14 protein-coding genes are annotated in these 15,634 nt (G+C 60.8%); 4 read left to right on the forward strand and 10 right to left on the reverse strand.

Annotated elements, in window-relative coordinates:
• Positions 1-105: 105 nt before the first annotated feature.
• From B5G28_RS01735 to B5G28_RS01770, 8 genes are all read right to left on the reverse strand, one after another.
• Complete coding sequence (locus B5G28_RS01735; RefSeq protein ID WP_087245824.1) at positions 106-1,449, reverse strand: HlyD family efflux transporter periplasmic adaptor subunit; 1,344 nt, start codon at positions 1,447-1,449, stop codon at positions 106-108.
• A 6-nt stretch (positions 1,450-1,455) separates the two neighbouring features.
• A complete protein-coding gene (gene miaA, locus B5G28_RS01740; RefSeq protein ID WP_343215534.1) occupies positions 1,456-2,403 on the reverse strand; it encodes a tRNA (adenosine(37)-N6)-dimethylallyltransferase MiaA in 948 nt (315 codons plus the stop codon).
• A complete protein-coding gene (mutL, locus tag B5G28_RS01745) occupies positions 2,387-4,507 on the reverse strand; it encodes a DNA mismatch repair endonuclease MutL (RefSeq protein ID WP_087245826.1) in 2,121 nt (706 codons plus the stop codon). The genes miaA and mutL overlap by 17 nt, the downstream gene beginning before the upstream one ends.
• 30 nt (positions 4,508-4,537) lie before the next feature.
• Positions 4,538-7,153 (reverse strand): DNA mismatch repair protein MutS, encoded by a 2,616-nt coding sequence (mutS, locus tag B5G28_RS01750; RefSeq protein ID WP_087245828.1) that lies wholly within the window; start codon positions 7,151-7,153, stop codon positions 4,538-4,540.
• Positions 7,154-7,270: 117 nt separating this feature from the next.
• A complete protein-coding gene (locus tag B5G28_RS01755; RefSeq protein WP_087245830.1) occupies positions 7,271-7,678 on the reverse strand; it encodes a YlbF family regulator in 408 nt (135 codons plus the stop codon).
• A 54-nt stretch (positions 7,679-7,732) separates the two neighbouring features.
• The gene (gene miaB / locus B5G28_RS01760) at positions 7,733-9,115 is read right to left on the reverse strand and encodes a tRNA (N6-isopentenyl adenosine(37)-C2)-methylthiotransferase MiaB (RefSeq protein ID WP_087245832.1); all 1,383 of its coding nucleotides are present in this window, start codon (positions 9,113-9,115) and stop codon (positions 7,733-7,735) included.
• Positions 9,116-9,360: 245 nt separating this feature from the next.
• Positions 9,361-9,768, reverse strand: coding sequence for a transcriptional repressor (locus B5G28_RS01765; RefSeq protein WP_087245834.1), 408 nt, complete (start codon positions 9,766-9,768; stop codon positions 9,361-9,363).
• Positions 9,769-9,782: 14 nt separating this feature from the next.
• Positions 9,783-11,045, reverse strand: a complete 1,263-nt coding sequence (locus B5G28_RS01770) for a replication-associated recombination protein A (protein ID WP_087245836.1) — start codon at positions 11,043-11,045, stop codon at positions 9,783-9,785.
• A gap of 163 nt (positions 11,046-11,208) precedes the next feature.
• Here B5G28_RS01770 and nth point away from each other — a divergent pair, with 163 nt between their 5' ends.
• From nth to B5G28_RS01790, 4 genes are all read left to right on the forward strand, one after another.
• Complete coding sequence (nth, locus tag B5G28_RS01775; protein WP_087245838.1) at positions 11,209-11,895, forward strand: endonuclease III; 687 nt, start codon at positions 11,209-11,211, stop codon at positions 11,893-11,895.
• Between the two features lie 23 nt (positions 11,896-11,918).
• Positions 11,919-12,170 carry a GlsB/YeaQ/YmgE family stress response membrane protein gene (locus B5G28_RS01780; RefSeq protein ID WP_242956705.1) on the forward strand — a complete coding sequence of 84 codons (252 nt, stop codon included), beginning with the start codon at positions 11,919-11,921 and terminating at the stop codon, positions 12,168-12,170.
• Positions 12,171-12,326: 156 nt separating this feature from the next.
• On the forward strand, positions 12,327-12,764 hold the full coding sequence (locus B5G28_RS01785; protein WP_087245840.1) for a MarR family transcriptional regulator: 438 nt from the start codon (positions 12,327-12,329) through the stop codon (positions 12,762-12,764).
• Positions 12,761-13,414, forward strand: a complete 654-nt coding sequence (locus tag B5G28_RS01790; RefSeq protein WP_242967432.1) for a DUF6198 family protein — start codon at positions 12,761-12,763, stop codon at positions 13,412-13,414. The genes B5G28_RS01785 and B5G28_RS01790 overlap by 4 nt, the downstream gene beginning before the upstream one ends.
• A gap of 318 nt (positions 13,415-13,732) precedes the next feature.
• On the opposite strand, the gene B5G28_RS01795 is transcribed toward B5G28_RS01790, so the two are convergent.
• Entirely contained in the window at positions 13,733-14,527 is a 795-nt protein-coding gene (locus B5G28_RS01795; protein ID WP_087245844.1) for an ABC transporter ATP-binding protein, read from the reverse strand.
• Positions 14,520-15,467 (reverse strand): ABC transporter permease, encoded by a 948-nt coding sequence (locus tag B5G28_RS01800; RefSeq protein ID WP_087245846.1) that lies wholly within the window; start codon positions 15,465-15,467, stop codon positions 14,520-14,522. The genes B5G28_RS01795 and B5G28_RS01800 overlap by 8 nt, the downstream gene beginning before the upstream one ends.
• Positions 15,468-15,634 lie beyond the last annotated feature (167 nt).

Raw genomic sequence — 15,634 nt, forward strand, 5'->3', positions numbered from 1 at the left:
AGCTTTTTATATTATCTGTTTTTTTGTTCCGGATGTCAAGTAATCGCAGCATAAATCTGGTACAGATTCCCAAACCGCCGCCAGCCCGTCCGGAACGGGCCCAAATCAGGACAGCAGTTTGCCGTCGTAGAGGTTCTGGCCCTCCACAATCACCTGGTCGTACAGGCGCACTTCGCTGACCGACCCCTCCGTCCCCTTGGGAGACACAATGATGTAGTCGCCGTCGGTGACCAGGGGGTGTTCGTTGTCCACCGGGTCAATCCGGCAGAAACGGGCCAGGTTGCCAAACTTGACGTAGACGCCGGGGATGTAGTTTTCCCCTGCCGGAACGGTTCCCGAGGCGGCGCTGTCTGCCTCCGGTGCGGCCTCCCCGGTCTCGAGGACATAGTGGACCGATGCCGCAGGCACCCGCAGGCCGGTGGTCTCATTGACAATGATCTCCGCCGAAGCCTGACCCAGCCGCAGCACGTCCGCGGTGATGGAATCACAGGTCAGGACAAAGCGGGCCAGGCCCGACGCCTCGTCGATGGTCACCTCGGTCAGTTTGCCTTCCAGAGCCTGGTTGGTCTGGCCGGGGAAACGAATCTTCACCGTCTTGGTCAGAGGGGTGCCGTCGGCCCGCAGGAGTTTCTGGGCCTCTTTGGCGTCGCAGACGCCGCAGTAGGTCCAGCTGAACCCCGATACCATCTTGCCGGCACATCCCGCCAGGGGGGCGTCTGCGCCGCCGTCCAGATAGGCCTTGAGGGTGGCCGCATCCATTGCCAGAATGGCGTCGGAGGACTGGCTCAGCTGACGGGCATTGGCGCAGCGGACAAAGTAACCGGTCAGGGGCGCGGTGATCTGGGCGGGCGAGCCCAGCCGGCTCCGAATCTGATCGGCCTCAGCCTGCAAAGCGGCAATCTGGGCCGCGAAGCCCGACGCCTCCCCCGTCACCACCAGAATCTTGTTCTGGGCCAGGAGATAGTCCTCTTTGCCGTCGTCCAGGTCTTCCAGTTCGCCCCGGTCCACTGCGTCCATCAGGTCGTAGAGGGCGGTGGTGCGCTCCTGGATCATGGTGTCCACCTGGGTGGCGGACACGTTCTCGGCCCGCTGCAGCAGGTCAATCTGTTCGTTCAGATCGTTCAGCTCAGCCCGCAGGGTGCTCTGATCGTGGCTGGTGTAAACCTCCGCCACCACGGTGCCGGCCGAGACGCGGGCGCCGTCGTCCACCAGGTAGCCCAGATCCCCGCAGCCGGGAATCATGGTCTCCTGAAACAGCAGCACGCCGTCCGCCTGCACCTTGTTCTCTACGGTGGCAGTCAGGACGGTTTCGTAGGTATTGGGCGGGTTGACCAGGTGCATGATCTGATAGCCCACATAGCACAGTGCAATGAACAGCAGAACCACCACAATTCCGCCCAGAATGGTGAGCCAGTTTTTGGGGGAAGCGGTTTCCGAATCCTTTCTCATCCAGCATCACCCCTCTTTGAGAAATGCGGCGGCCAAGTCTGCCGCCTGGTCAATCAGGTCCGGCGCGTCGGCCTGCAGCCAGACCACCCCGTCCATATGGCGGAACCAGGTCAGCTGCCGCTTTGCATAGCGGCGGGAGGACTGTTTCAGCTGCTCAGCGCAGTTCTCCAGCGTAGCCTCCCCCGCAAAGTAAGGGAAGAATTCCTTGTATCCGATGGCCTGCGCCGCGGTGCGGTAGGTCTGCCGGTTCTGATAGACCATCCGGGCTTCTTCCAGAAGGCCCTGTTCCAGCATCCGGTCCACGCGGGTGTCAATCCGGCGGTAGAGCACCGCCCGGTCTGCAAAATCCAGCCCCAGCACCAGAGAGCGGTAGGGCCGTTCCGGCGGCAGAGAGGCTGCTTTCTGCTCGCTGAGGCGGCGGCCGGTGGCCCGGTAATGTTCCAGAGCCCGCAGCACCCGAAGGTGGTTGTTGGGATGGATGGCCGCTGCGGCCTCGGGGTCAGCAGCCTGAAGCTCGGCATACATGGCCTCGGGGCCCCGGGCAGCCAGTTCCGCCGCCAGAGCCTCCCGCAGGCCCTCCGGGGTCTTTTCCTCGGTGAAGCGGACACCGTACAGGAAACTCTGGACATAAAGCCCCGTCCCGCCCACCAGAATGGGCAGGCGGCCCCGGGCGTCGATTTCCTCCACCAGGCCGCCGGCCAGGGCCGTAAAATCAGCCACGCTGAAGGCCGTCTCCGGGGACAGGATATCCACACAGTGGTGCGGCACGCCGCGGGTTTCCTCCGGGGTCACCTTGGCGGTGCCCACATCCAGCCCCTTGTAAATCTGCATGGAGTCAGCGCTGATGATCTCGCCCCCAAACCGGAGGGCCAGTTCTACGCCCAGGGCGGTCTTGCCGGTGGCCGTGGGCCCCACCACCGCCATCACCGGGCGCTTTTCATTCGATTCTGCCAAACTGCTTTTCCAGCTCCTTTCGGGTCAGCTTGAGGACGCAGGGACGGCCATGGGGGCAGAAAGGCGGCACTTCGCCCGAGAGGATTTTCTCAGCCAGGGCCATCAGCTCCTCGGGAGAGGTGCGGTCCCCGGCCTTGATGGCGGCGCGGCAGGACACCGAGTGGAGAACCCATTCGGTCCGCTCGCTCAGCGCGTCGCGGCTGCCCCGGGCCAGCTTGTCTGCAATTTCCACCAGCATATCTTCCAGGTCGTCCTGCTCCACGTCGCAGGGGACGGCCCGCAGCAAAACGGTGTTGCCGCCAAAGTCCCCTACTTCGATGCCCACGTTTTCCAGCAGGGGGATGTTCCCCATCAGGGCCTGCTTCTCCTCCGCCGAGAGGGTGATCACCAGCGGCGCCAGCAGCAGCTGGCTGGGCACGTCGCCATAGCTGGCCGCCAGCTTCTCATAAATCTGGCGCTCATGGGCTGCGTGCTTGTCAATCAAGCAGAGTTCTTCCCCACGCTGGGCGATGATGTAGGTTTGGAAGGCCTCACCCACATAGGACAGCGGGATAGGGGCATCTGCCCCCGGGAGCACCGTCTGTTCCGGCTGGACGGATGTTTCCTCCAGCTCTGTCTCGGGAGCTTCCATGGCCTGCTGCTCCGGCTGAGCGGGCTCAGGTTCCGGCAAGGGATTGAACACCGGTTTTGCGGACGCATCCGCTTTTTCAAACGGGTCGCCGGGGGTCCATTCCTCCGGCTCTTCCAGGCTGATATCCAGCTTGGATTCCTGCTCAGCAGGGCGGAACGTCTGTTTGGGACGGGCCGGCTCGGGGCTGCGAAGCTCCATTACTTTGGGGATGGGTTCCTCGATCCCCCACCAGTGCCGTTTGGGCTGGAGGGGCTCGGATTGGATCTCCGGTTCATCCGGTTCGGAGGCTGGTTTTGTCGCCGATTTGGGCACGCCGGGCTCCGATTGCCCCGGAATGACCGCAGAAAGTCCTGTAAAGTTATCTTGCTTTACAGATTTTTCCGTCTTATTATCGTTTGCTTTTCCGGTCGTCTTTGCACTGTCGGAATCGGACGCTTCAAAGGTCTCTTTGGGCGAATCAAAGACAAAACGGCGTTCTCCGCTGCCCGGAGTGGCCAGCGCCAGCTTGACGGCGTGGTAAACCACATCAAAGACATCGTTCTCCCGGGCAAAGCGGACTTCGGTCTTGGCAGGGTGGACGTTGACGTCCACCAGATCCGCCGGCATCTCCAGCATCAGCAAACCGCCCGGGAATTTTCCCTGCATGGTGGTGCCCTTGAAGGCAGTCTCCATGCCGGCCATCATGGTGCGGTTGCGCACATAGCGGCCGTTGATGTAGAAATATTGCATGCTGCGGCTGGCGCGGCAGCTCTTGGGCGGAGTGATGAGGCCGTGAATCCGGTACAGTTTGCTCTCGTCGTTCACTTCGATCAGGTCCCTGCTGAACTCCCTGCCCAGCACCGCATAGGCTGCGCCCCGCAGATCCCCGTCCCCGGGGGTGACGTACTGGGTTTTGCCTTCCCGCACAAATTTGAAGCTGACCTCCGGGTGGCTGAGGGCCAGCCGGGTCACCACGTCGGACACAAAGGTGCCCTCGCTGGAGTCCTTTTTCAGGAACTTCATGCGGGCGGGGGTGTTGTAGAAAAGGTCCCGCACCCGGATGGTGGTGCCCACCGCCCGGGCTGCCGGTTCACAGGGGCCCTCTTCCCCGCCCTCGTTGCGGTAGAGGGAGGCGAACTCGCTGTCCTCGGTACGGGTCAGCAGTTCCACCTTGGCCACACTGGCGATGGAGGCCAACGCCTCCCCGCGGAAGCCCAGGGTGTGAATGGAATTCAGGTCCGCCTCCACCGCAATCTTGCTGGTGGCGTGGCGGATGAAGGCCGTGGAAATATAGGCCGGCTCGATGCCGCTGCCGTTGTCGCTGACTTCGATCAGCTTGACACCGCCCGACTCAATGGACACTGTAATTTGAGTGGCGCCCGCATCGATGGAGTTTTCCAGCAGCTCCTTGACAACCGACGCAGGCCGCTCCACCACTTCGCCCGCCGCAATCAACTCGGCGGTATGTTTATCCAGCACATGGATGACTGCCATGCAGACACCCTCCTTTCGTTGTTTCTAAATTCAGCCGGAAATGCTGCCCTTGAGGGTCTTTTTCAGCTCATAGAGGAAATTGAGGGCCTCAATGGGGGTCAGAGTCTCCAGGTCCAGCGCCTCCAGCTTGTCCACCAGTTCGCTGGGCACCGCAGGAGACTGATACTCCTCCAGCGTGCCGAAGTCCATCTGCTCCACATTGTTCTTGGGGGCAGCGGCCTCCAGTTTGCGCAGAACTTCATGGGCGCGGCGGGTGACGCTGCCCGGCAGGCCGGCCAGTTTGGCCACCTCGATGCCGTAACTGTCATCGGCCGGCCCCCGGACAATCCGGCGGAGGAAAGTGATGTCCTCGCCCCGCTTTTTGACTGCAATGTTGTAGTTCTTGATGCCCTCCACGCTGCCTTCCAGGTCGGTCAGCTCGTGGTAATGGGTGGCAAACAGGGTCTTGCAGCCCAAGCCGGTTTTGGGGTCGGAGATGTGCTCCACCACCGCCCGGGCAATGCTCATGCCGTCAAAGGTGGAGGTGCCGCGGCCGATCTCATCCAGAATCACCAGGCTGCGCCGGGTGGCATTTTTGAGGATTTCGGCCACCTCGGTCATCTCCACCATAAAGGTGGACTGACCGGCGGCCAGGTCATCCGAGGCCCCGACACGGGTGTACACCGCATCCACAATGCCCACATGACACTCTTTGGCTGGGACGAACGAGCCGATCTGGGCCATCAGGGCAATCAGGGCATTTTGGCGCATATAGGTGGATTTGCCCGCCATATTGGGGCCGGTGATGATGAGGCAGCGGTTTTCACCGCAGTCCAGCTGGGTATCGTTGGGGACAAAAAGGCTCCCCTTGAGGACCTGTTCCACCACCGGGTGGCGACCCTCCCGGATCACTAGCTGGTCGCTGTCATCCACGATGGGGCGGCAATAGTTGTTGTCTGCCGCCACGGTAGCCAGCGAGACATAGACGTCCAGCTCAGCCACCGCCCGGGCGGTCCGCTGAATCCGGTCCAGCTCCCGGCCGATGCCTTCCAGCAGGTCTGCAAACAGCCGATGTTCCAGGCTGATGAGCCGCTCGTGCGCGCCCAGAATCTTGTTTTCCAGTTCTTTCAGCTCGGGGGTAATATAGCGCTCACCGTTGGTCAGGGTCTGCTTGCGGGTATAGTTGTCGGGAACCATGTTTTTGTAGCTGTTGCTGACCTCGATGTAATAGCCAAACACATGGTTGAAGCCGATTTTCAGCTTGGGAATACCGGATTCCTGCCGCAGGCGGGCTTCCAGCTGAGCCAGAATCCCCTTGGTGTTCTCCCGGATGGACCGCAGTTCATCCACTTCGTCGTTGTAGCCCGCAGCAATGACGCCGCCATCCTTGAGGGTGGAGGGGGCTTCCGGGTCGATGGCCGCATAAATGCGGGCCTTGATGTCCTCCAGGGGGTCCATTTCTCCGGCCAGAGTTTTCAGCTCCTCGCAGCTGCAGTCCCCTGCCAGCTTTTTCAGCTCGGGCAGACGGTCAAAGGTCTGGGCCATAGAGTAGATTTCCTTGGGGGTGGCGGAGCCATACACCGTCCGGGTCATCAGGCGCTCAATATCGGTGATATAGCGCAGGGTCTCGGACAGCTCGCCCCGGGCCATGGTCTGTTTTACCAGGCATTCCACCGCGTTGAGGCGGTGGTTGATGATGGCGCTGGACACCAGCGGCTGTTCCAGCCAGCTGCGCAGCAGACGCTTGCCCATGGCGGTGGAAGTCTGATCCAGAACCCACAGCAGGGTCCCCCGCTTCTCCCGGCCCCGCATGGTCTCGGTGAGCTCCAGATTGGAGCGGGTCACGTTGGACAGGTGCATGTACTGGGCCTCGGTGTAGCGGATCACCGTCTTGAGGCGGCCGACGCCCTTAATCTGGGTGTCGTGCAGGTACTGCAGCAGTCCGCCCATGGCGTATTTCACCAGGCCGTTGGCGCCGATCTCAGTGGTGTCGGCCCAGTCCCGGCCAAACTGTTCGGTCAGGGTGGACTCGATGAGGCCGGGAGCGTACCGCTCATCCTCCATCAGTTCCACCGCACAGTTGAGATACTTTTTGATGTAGTTGGTGATTTCCCGATTGGCGAGAACGCCCTCGTTCATCAGCACCTCACTGGGATGATAGCGGCACAGCTCCGCAATGACCGCCAGCCCCAGCTTGTTGCTGGACAGTTCGGTGACATGGGCTGTGCCGGTGGAGACATCCGCAAAGCAGACGCCCGCCTGCTCCCCTTTCAGGTAGAGGCTGGCAATGTAGTTGTTGCGGTCATCCTGCAGCATGCTGCTCTCGATGACGGTGCCCGGCGTCACCACGCGGACGATATCCCGCTTGACCAGGCCCTTGGCGGTGGCCGGGTCCTCCACCTGTTCGCAGATGGCCACCTTATAGCCCTTGGCAATCAGCCGGGCCATATAGGTCTCATAGCTGTGGAAGGGCACGCCGCACATGGGGGCACGCTCCTTCTGGCCGCACTGCTTGCCGGTAAGGGTCAGATCCAGCTCCCGGGAAGCCGTGATGGCGTCGTCGTAGAACATCTCATAGAAATCGCCGATGCGATAAAAGAGGATCTCATCCTTATGCTGTTTTTTGATATCCAGATATTGTTTCATCATGGGCGACAGATCCGCCATGGCATTCCCCTTCTTTCCCCGGATGCGTCCCGCATCCCTCCGTCCGGTTTGTTCCCGGTAACCATTGAGACAAGGAAACGCGGCTCTGCAGATGCACAGCCGCGTTGATCACCGGACTCAGCCGCAGCCGCCGCAGGTGGAGCAGCTGCCAGAGCAGGAACTGGTGGGCTCCTGCACGGTCATCGGGTCGCCGCCATTCATCGCGGTGTTGATGATGGCGTCGATATAATTCACGAGGGCTTCGCACTCCCGCTTGGCGTCGTTGTAGGCCAGCATGCCCTCGTCGTTCATGATCTTGCTGTAGAGGGTGTTCACCTTCTCGTTCAGCTCGGCCACCCGGGCGTCGTTCCGCTCGGGCTTGCTGATCTCGTTGTTCAGGTCCATCCGGGCCAGGTTGAACTCCCCGATCATGTTTTGGAGCTCCTCATCGCCGTCGTTCATCTTGCGGGCCTTGTCCAGGGCCAGGTAGCGGCTGTCGGTCTGAAGCGCCATGGCGGCGCGCTTGAAAAGATCAATGCAATCCATTGTAAATATTCTCCTTTTATTTTGTCAGTCTTGTGGTTGTATCTTGTCCCGAAATCACTGGACCCATTCGCCCAGCAGGACGGTGGCCCGGGCCCCGGTCAGGTGCACCATGGCATACTGCCCCATCATGGAATCTTCTGCGGCAAATTCCACCGTCAGGTTGTTGTCCAGGCGGCCCGACAGAGTGCCCTCCAGCCGGCCATACCCTTCCACCAGAACTCGGACGGTCTGGCCCACCTGGGCCTTGACCAGGCCCATGGCGATCTCATCCTGTACCGCCAGCAGCCGGGCCATCCGGTCGGTCTTTTCCTGCCGGGGGGTGTCGTCGGGGTAAGTGGCCGCCGGCGTACCCTCCCGCTTGGAATAGATGAAGGTGAACAGCTGCATGTAGCCCACCTTGCGGACCAGATCCAGCGTACCCTGGAAGTCCTCCTCGGTTTCCCCGGGGAAGCCCACAATGATATCGCTGGAGAAGGTGATGCCGGGCACCCGGGCCCGGGCATACTCGATCAGATCCAGGTAGTGCTCCACGGTATAGTGACGGTTCATCTTGGCCAGCAGCCGGTCCGACCCGCACTGCACCGGCAGGTGCAGGTGTTTGCACAGGTGGGGCTGGGCCGCGATGGTATCAATCAGCTTGCGGCTGGCGTCCTTGGGGTGGCTGGTCATAAACCGGATGTGATAATCCCCCGGCACGCTGCACAACAGGTTGAGCAGGTCGGCAAAGTCGATGGATTCCTCCAGGCCCTTGCCATAGCTGTTGACGTTCTGGCCCAGGAGGGTGATCTCCTTGTAGCCGGCCTCCACCAGGCCCCGGAACTCCGCCAGGATATCCGCCGGGCGGCGGCTCTTTTCCCGGCCGCGGACGTAGGGCACGATGCAGTAGGTGCAGAAGTTGTCGCAGCCATACATGATGGGCAGCCAGGCCCGGAACTCGCTCTCCCGCCGGATGGGCAGGTTCTCCACGATCACCGGGCGCTGGGCCGGCTCCAGCAGAATCCGCTTGTGCTTTTCCAGTTTGCGGACAATGAGCTCGGGCAGGGTGTCGATGCCATCCACGCCGAACACCAGATCCACATAGGGATAGCTCTGGCGGAGTTTCTCCACCACATGTTTCTGGTTGGCCATGCAGCCGCACAAGCCGATCATCAGGCCGGGCTTTTTCTCTTTCAGGCCCTTGAGGGCGCCCACATTGCCGAATACCCGCTGTTCTGCGTGCTCCCGCACGGCGCAGGTGTTGAACAGAATCAGGTCGGCATCCTCGGGTTTATCACACAGGCCATAGCCGATATCCACCAGCACGCCCTTGATCCGTTCGCCGTCATTGACGTTCTGCTGGCAGCCATAGCTGTGGACATAAGCCAGCGGCGGCGTCTCATAAAACCGGCTGATGACGCCGGCCGCCTCCGCGTTGTGTTCATAAGTGATGTATTCCAACAATCTACCATCCTTCATCCCGGACGGCCAAAGCCGTCGGGTTCCTTGTTTTTTGGGCCTGGGGCCCGTCCTTCATCCTGTCTATTATACAGGTTTCTCTCCCGCGAAACAAGGGAAAATTTCACGCCGGACCCAAAGCGCCCTGAAAAAGTTTTCCGGCCGGCCCTTCGCCTGGCCGGGCCGGAAACAGCAGCGGCCGCATCGCTGCGGCCGGCGCATCCAAAAGCGGCTGGACGCCGTCCCTTTCAGAGGGACGCAGCCGCCTGGAGTTTTTCTCCTTCTTCTTCCCGGGCACAATCCTCACACAGGCCAATCCAGGTCAGGACGCAGTCGCTCACCCGGCCGGGCTGGCTGTTCAGCAGGCGCTGCATCACCTCACTGTCCAGGTCCAGGTCGGTCACCTGGCCGCACCGGGTACAATACAGGTGGCTGTGCCACGACAAGGTGTGGTCAAACCGGTCCGGCTGGCCCGGAATCGGCACCCGGCGGACCCGGCCTGCCTCCACCAGGCTGTTTAAATTGCGGTAGACGGTGCCAAGGCTCAGCCCCGGGCACTCCTTGAGTGCATTCTGATAGATTTCCTCTGCAGTGGGGTGGTTGTTCATGGCTTCCACCTGCTGCATGACCAGTTCCCTCTGTTTTGAGTAGCGCATATTTGTTGCCCCCTTTACCCTTCCCCTTTGATCTTGGCCCAGTAGGCCTTGGCGGCCTGTTCCGAGCGGTTGTCTCCGTAGGTGTAATATTTGGCGTCTTTGATGGCGTCGGGCAGATACTGCTGCTCCACCCAGTGGTTTTTATAGGCTTGGGCATACTTGTAGTTCTGCCCTTTGACCAGGGCGTCGGCCCCGTCGAAATGTTTGTTCTGCAGCTGGCGGGGCACCGGACCGGTGCGGCCCGCCCGCACGTCCGCCAGCGCTGCGTCGATGGCCGCCTCGCCGCTGTTGGACTTGGGACTGGTGGACACCAGGATGACTGCGTCGGCCAGAGGAATCCGTGCCTCCGGCAGGCCCAGCATATTGGCCGCATCCACCGCCGCCTTGACAATGGGAATAATCTGCGGGTAGGCCAGCCCAACATCCTCACAGGCGCAGACCATCAGGCGGCGGCAGGCCGACGGCAGGTCCCCTGCCTCCAGCAGCCGGGCCAGATAGTGCAGGGCCGCATCGGGGTCGGAGCCCCGCATCGACTTCTGATAGGCCGAGACGATGTCGTAGTGTTCGTCGCCGTCCTTGTCGTACCGCATGGCGGTGCGGCGGGTCACCTGCTGGATCATTTCCAGGGTGATGGTTTTGCCATCCGGCCCGTTTTCCGCGGCGGCCACCGCAAATTCCAGGCTTCCCAGCGCTTTTCGCATATCGCCGCCGGCACTCTCGGCCAGATACTGGGCCGCCTCGTCGGTGATGGTCACCGGACTTTCCTCCGACAGGCGGGACACCGCATTGCGGACTCCGCGCTCTATGTCCTGCGCAGTCAGGCTCTTGAATTCAAAGACGGTGCAGCGGGAGAGCAGTGCATTATAAATGTAGAAATAGGGGTTTTCGGTGGTGGAGGCGATGAGGGTGACCGTCCCGTCCTCCAGGCACTCCAGCAAGCTCTGCTGCTGCTTTTTGTTGAGATACTGAATCTCATCCAGATAGAGCAGAATCCCCCCTGCCCCGGCCAGGGTTCCAATGTCCTTAAACACCGCCTTGATGTCCCCGGTGCCGCAGGAGGTACCGTTGAGTTTGTGGAGGGTCATGCCGCTGTTTTCGGCGATGATCCGGGCCACGGTGGTCTTGCCGGTACCGGAGGGACCATAGAAAATCATATTCGGAATATGCCCGCTGTCGATGGTGCGCCGGAACACCCGTCCCGGGGCCAGCAGATGCTGCTGGCCGCAGACATCCCCCAGAGTCTTGGGCCGCAGGCGCTGGGCCAAAGGTTCCCGCATAACAAACCACCTTTCCATACCGGTTTTCAATAGTGCGAACGATTACGATTATTATACAGCATTTTACTGGAAAGGACAAGGGCACCCAGTCACAGTGCGAAATATTTACAAAATCCTCAAAACGTGATATCATCACAGCAACAGCTTCCAGGAGGTGGCCCCCATGCCCAAAAAACAGATGTCCGCCGCAGAACTTGCGGCCAAAAAAGAACTGGCCCTGGCCGTCATTGAACGGCTGAAGGCCGAATATCCCGACGCTGCCTGCAGCCTGGACTACGACCACGCCTGGCAGCTGCTGGTCAGCGTCCGGCTGGCCGCCCAGTGCACCGACGCCCGGGTCAACGTGGTGGTGGAGGATCTCTTTGCCAAATATCCCAATGTGGCCGCTCTGGCCGCCGCCGAGCCGGAGGAAATCGAAGCCATCGTCAAGCCCTGCGGCCTGGGTCATTCCAAAGCGCGGGACATCTCGGCCTGCATGCGGGTACTGCGGGATCAATACAACTGCCAGGTTCCCACCACCTTTGATGAGCTGCTGAAACTGCCCGGCGTCGGCCGCAAGAGCGCCAACCTCATCATGGGCGACGTCTTTGGCAAGCCCGCCATTGTCACCGACACCCACTGCATCCGCCTGTCCAACCGGATCGGCCTGGTGGACAACGTCAAGGAACCCCAGAAGGTGGAAATGCTTCTGTGGCAGATCATCCCTCCCGAGGAGGGCAGCGATCTGTGCCACCGGTTTGTCTACCACGGCCGGGCCGTCTGCGACGCCCGCAAGCCTCTTTGCGAAAAATGCTGCCTGGCAGACATTTGCCGCACCGCCCAGGCCAACCAGGCGGAAGCCCAGTCATAACAGCCATTCAGGAGGATTGAACCATGATTATTTCTCTGTTTTCGATGATTTTCAGCCTGCTTGTGGGCGCTCTGGCCGGTTATGTGGCCGGACGTCTGATGGGCAGCTACACTTCTGCCCTGCGCAACGTTGTTCTGGGTATGCTGGGCGGCGTTGTAGGCAGCTTCCTGCTGGGGCTCATCGGCCTGCGGGCTGTGGGCTTCGTGGGCGACTTCGTCGTCTCGGTGGTGGGCGCCTGCGTCTGCATCTGGATTGCCCGCAAGCTTTCCCGCTGAATCGAATCTTTTCCGGCCCTGCCGCTTCAAAAAAGCGGCGGGGCCTTTTTGTTTGGTATATTTCTTTGCAGGAAGATCTTGACAAATTGTGAAAGAAGTCTTATTATAAGCTTCGACACAATAAGCGAGCTTATTATTCAAAAAGAAGGTAGAGCTATGACCAACGAACCTCTCCACCGCCTGCTGCTGCGTGCTCAGTCCGCCATGAACCGGGATGTCCTGGCCCGGGCTTCCGAGCTGGGGCTTTCCCCCGGCCAGCCCAAAATCCTGGAGTTCCTTCTGCAGACCGGCGAGTCCAACCAGAAGTCCATCGCCGACTACTGTGAAATCGAGCCCGCCACCGCCGGCACCATTCTGGGCCGGATGGAGCGGGACGGGCTGATCGCCCGCGCACGGCACGAGGGGAACCGGCGTTCCCTGTACGTCACCCTGACGCCCCACGGCCGGGAGGTGGCACAGGCCATGGATCTCGCCTTCCGCCAGGCCGATCAGGCCGCCGCCGCTCTCCTGTCTGAAGAGCAGTGCGCCCAGCTGTGTGCCATGCTGGCTGACGTATGCGAAGCATTGAATCGAGAAAGGAAGAATCCCACGTGAAGAAACGATCCCTCAACAATCTGGTCCGCCGCTATCTGACCCTGCTGGTGGGTCTGCTCATCATGTCCTTTGGCGTGGCCTTTTCAATCAAGGCCGGGCTGGGCACCTCGCCGGTTTCCAGCGTCCCCTATGTCCTCAGTCTGATTGTCCCCATGACGGTGGGCGAAACCACCATCCTGATCAACTGCCTCCTGGTGCTGCTCCAGATTCTCCTGCTCCGCCGCCAGTTTGAGCTGGTGCAGCTGATTCAGGTGCCGGTGGCCATCGCCTTTGGCTATCTGACCGACCTGGCGGTCTGGGTTCTGTCCCCCATTGTCCCCGCCGCCTACTGGCAGCAGTGGCTGTTCTGTGTTCTGGGCATCCTGCTGGTGGGCATCGGCGTCAGCTTTGAGGTCACCGCCGACGTGGTCACCATGGCGGGCGAAGGCGTCGCTCTGGCCCTGTGCAAGACCACCAAACTCCCCTTTGCCAAGGCCAAAATCACGGTAGACTGCTCTCTGGTGGTCATTGCCGTTGTCCTGTCCTTCCTGTTCCTCCACACGCTGGCCGGCGTCCGGGAAGGCACCATCGCCGCCGCTCTCTTTGTGGGCATGACCGCCAAGCAGGTAAACCGTCCCATGAGCCGGATCGGCAATCTGCTGCTGGCCTGATCTTACGTTTGCTTCCTCCTGATTGAAAACACATGCAAAAACGCCCGCACGGACCCTCGCTTGGAACCCGGCGGGCGTTTTTGTTGTTTTCCCTTGTCTCAGCAGGAGGCGGTGTTATGGGCTTTCCTCGGTGTGGTCAGTCCTGCCGATACTGTTTTTGTGGTCAGCATGCAGACTCCTCCAGACGTTCACGGCACCGTCCGGCCGCAGGAGGTACATAAGACTGCGGCCTTTTCAGAACAGAAAAACGCCCCCGGATGCAGCGTTTGTTCTGCATGCGGAGGCGTTTTCTCAGCAGATGGAAGAACCTCGATTTTATCAGGAGAGAATCATCCGGTCATTGGCCAGTTCATCGCCGCTGGCGGTCTGGAACTTGGCCAGCAGGTCGGCTACCTTCAGCTTCTTCTTTTCCTCGCCGCTGACATCGTAGATGATATGGCCCTCGTGCATCATAATCAGGCGGTTGCCGTATTTGATGGCGTCCTTCATGTTATGGGTAATCATCAGGGTGGTCAGGTTGTGCTCCGCCACCAGCTTGGCCGACAGGGTCAGCACCTTCAGGGCGGTTTTGGGGTCCAGAGCGGCGGTGTGCTCATCCAGCAGCAGGAGCTTGGGCTGGGTCATGGTGGCCATCAGCAGGGTCAGCGCCTGGCGCTGGCCGCCCGACAGCAGGCCCACTTTGGCGGTCAGGCGGTCTTCCAGGCCCAGGTCCAGGGTCTTGAGCAGCTCGCGGTATTCCTCCCGCTCCTTTTTGGTGATGCCCACCCGCAGGGTACGGGGTTTGCCGCGGCGGGCAGCCAGGGCCAGGTTTTCCTCGATCTGCATGGTGGCGGCGGTGCCGGTCATGGGATCCTGGAACACCCGGCCAATGTACTTGGCCCGCTGATGTTCCCCCAGGCGGGTCACATCGGTGCCGTTGATCATAATTTTGCCGGTATCCACCGGCCAGACACCAGCCACCGCGTTCAGCATGGTGGACTTGCCTGCGCCGTTGCCGCCGATGACGGTGACGAAGTCGCCCTCGTTCAGATGGAGGGAGAGATGGTCCAGGGCCGTCTTTTCGTTGACGGTGCCTGCGTTAAAAGTCTTGGAAATGTTCTGGATATCAAGCATGGGTTTCGTCCTCCTTCTGAACCTTTTTGGGGACGGGCTTGGAGAAGTACTTCCCCTTCCAGTACGGGACTGCCAGGAAGATGGCAACCACAGCAGCCGACAGCAGCTTGAGCAGGTTGGCATCAAAGCCCAAAGTCAGAACCAGCTGGATGACAATGTAGTAGATCACGGCGCCGATGGACACCGCAAACAGCTTGAGGGCGAAGTTGCGGAAAATCCGGCCAAAGATGGCCTCGCCGATGATGACGGCAGCCAGGCCGATGACGATGGCGCCTCGGCCCATGCTGACATCTGCAAAGCCCTGGTACTGGCTCAGCAGAGCGCCCGACACCGCCACCAGCGCGTTGGACACCATCAGGCCCAGAACGATATTGAAGTTGGTGTTGATGCCCTGGGCGCGGCTCATGTTGGGATTGGAACCGGTGGCGCGGATACCGCAGCCCAGCTCGGTGCCGAAGAACCAGTAGAGAACCCCGATCAGGACCGCCGTAATCAGGATGACCATAAACACCGGGTTGCGGAGGGCCCATTCCTTGACCCAGCGCAGAGAGATCAGCAGGTTGTACTTATCCACGTTGATGGACTGGTTGGCCTTGCCCAGAATCTTCAGGTTGATGGAGTAGAGGGACAACTGGGTCAGGATGCCGGCCAGAATCGCCGGGATCCCCATAAAGGTGTGGAGCAGGCCGGTGACCAGGCCGCACAGCAGGCCTGCCACCAGAGCCAGCAGCAGGGCCACCCAGATATTGCAGCCCGCCAGCAGAGCCATGACGCAGACCGCGCCGCCGGTACCGAAAGAGCCGTCCACCGTCAGGTCGGCCACATCCAGAATGCGATAAGTGATGTACACGCCGATGGCCATAATACCCCAGATCAGGCCCTGCGCGCAGGCTCCCGGCAGAGCGCCGGGCAGATTTGCCAGTCTCGCTAAGACTTCCAAAACAATTCCTCCTCATTTTTACGTAGTTCCGCCGGATCTTCCCTGCCCGGCGGCGCCGGAACAAAAACCGTAAATGTGCCCGCGACCGCCGGAGCAAAAACGCCCCGACGGTCGTGTACGCAAAAGGCGGGGCGGATGGCTTCCCATTCTCCCCGTCTGGTTTGATT

It is taken from the genome of Faecalibacterium sp. An77, from assembly GCF_002161315.1.
Classification (GTDB): Bacteria; Bacillota; Clostridia; order Oscillospirales; family Ruminococcaceae; genus Faecalibacterium.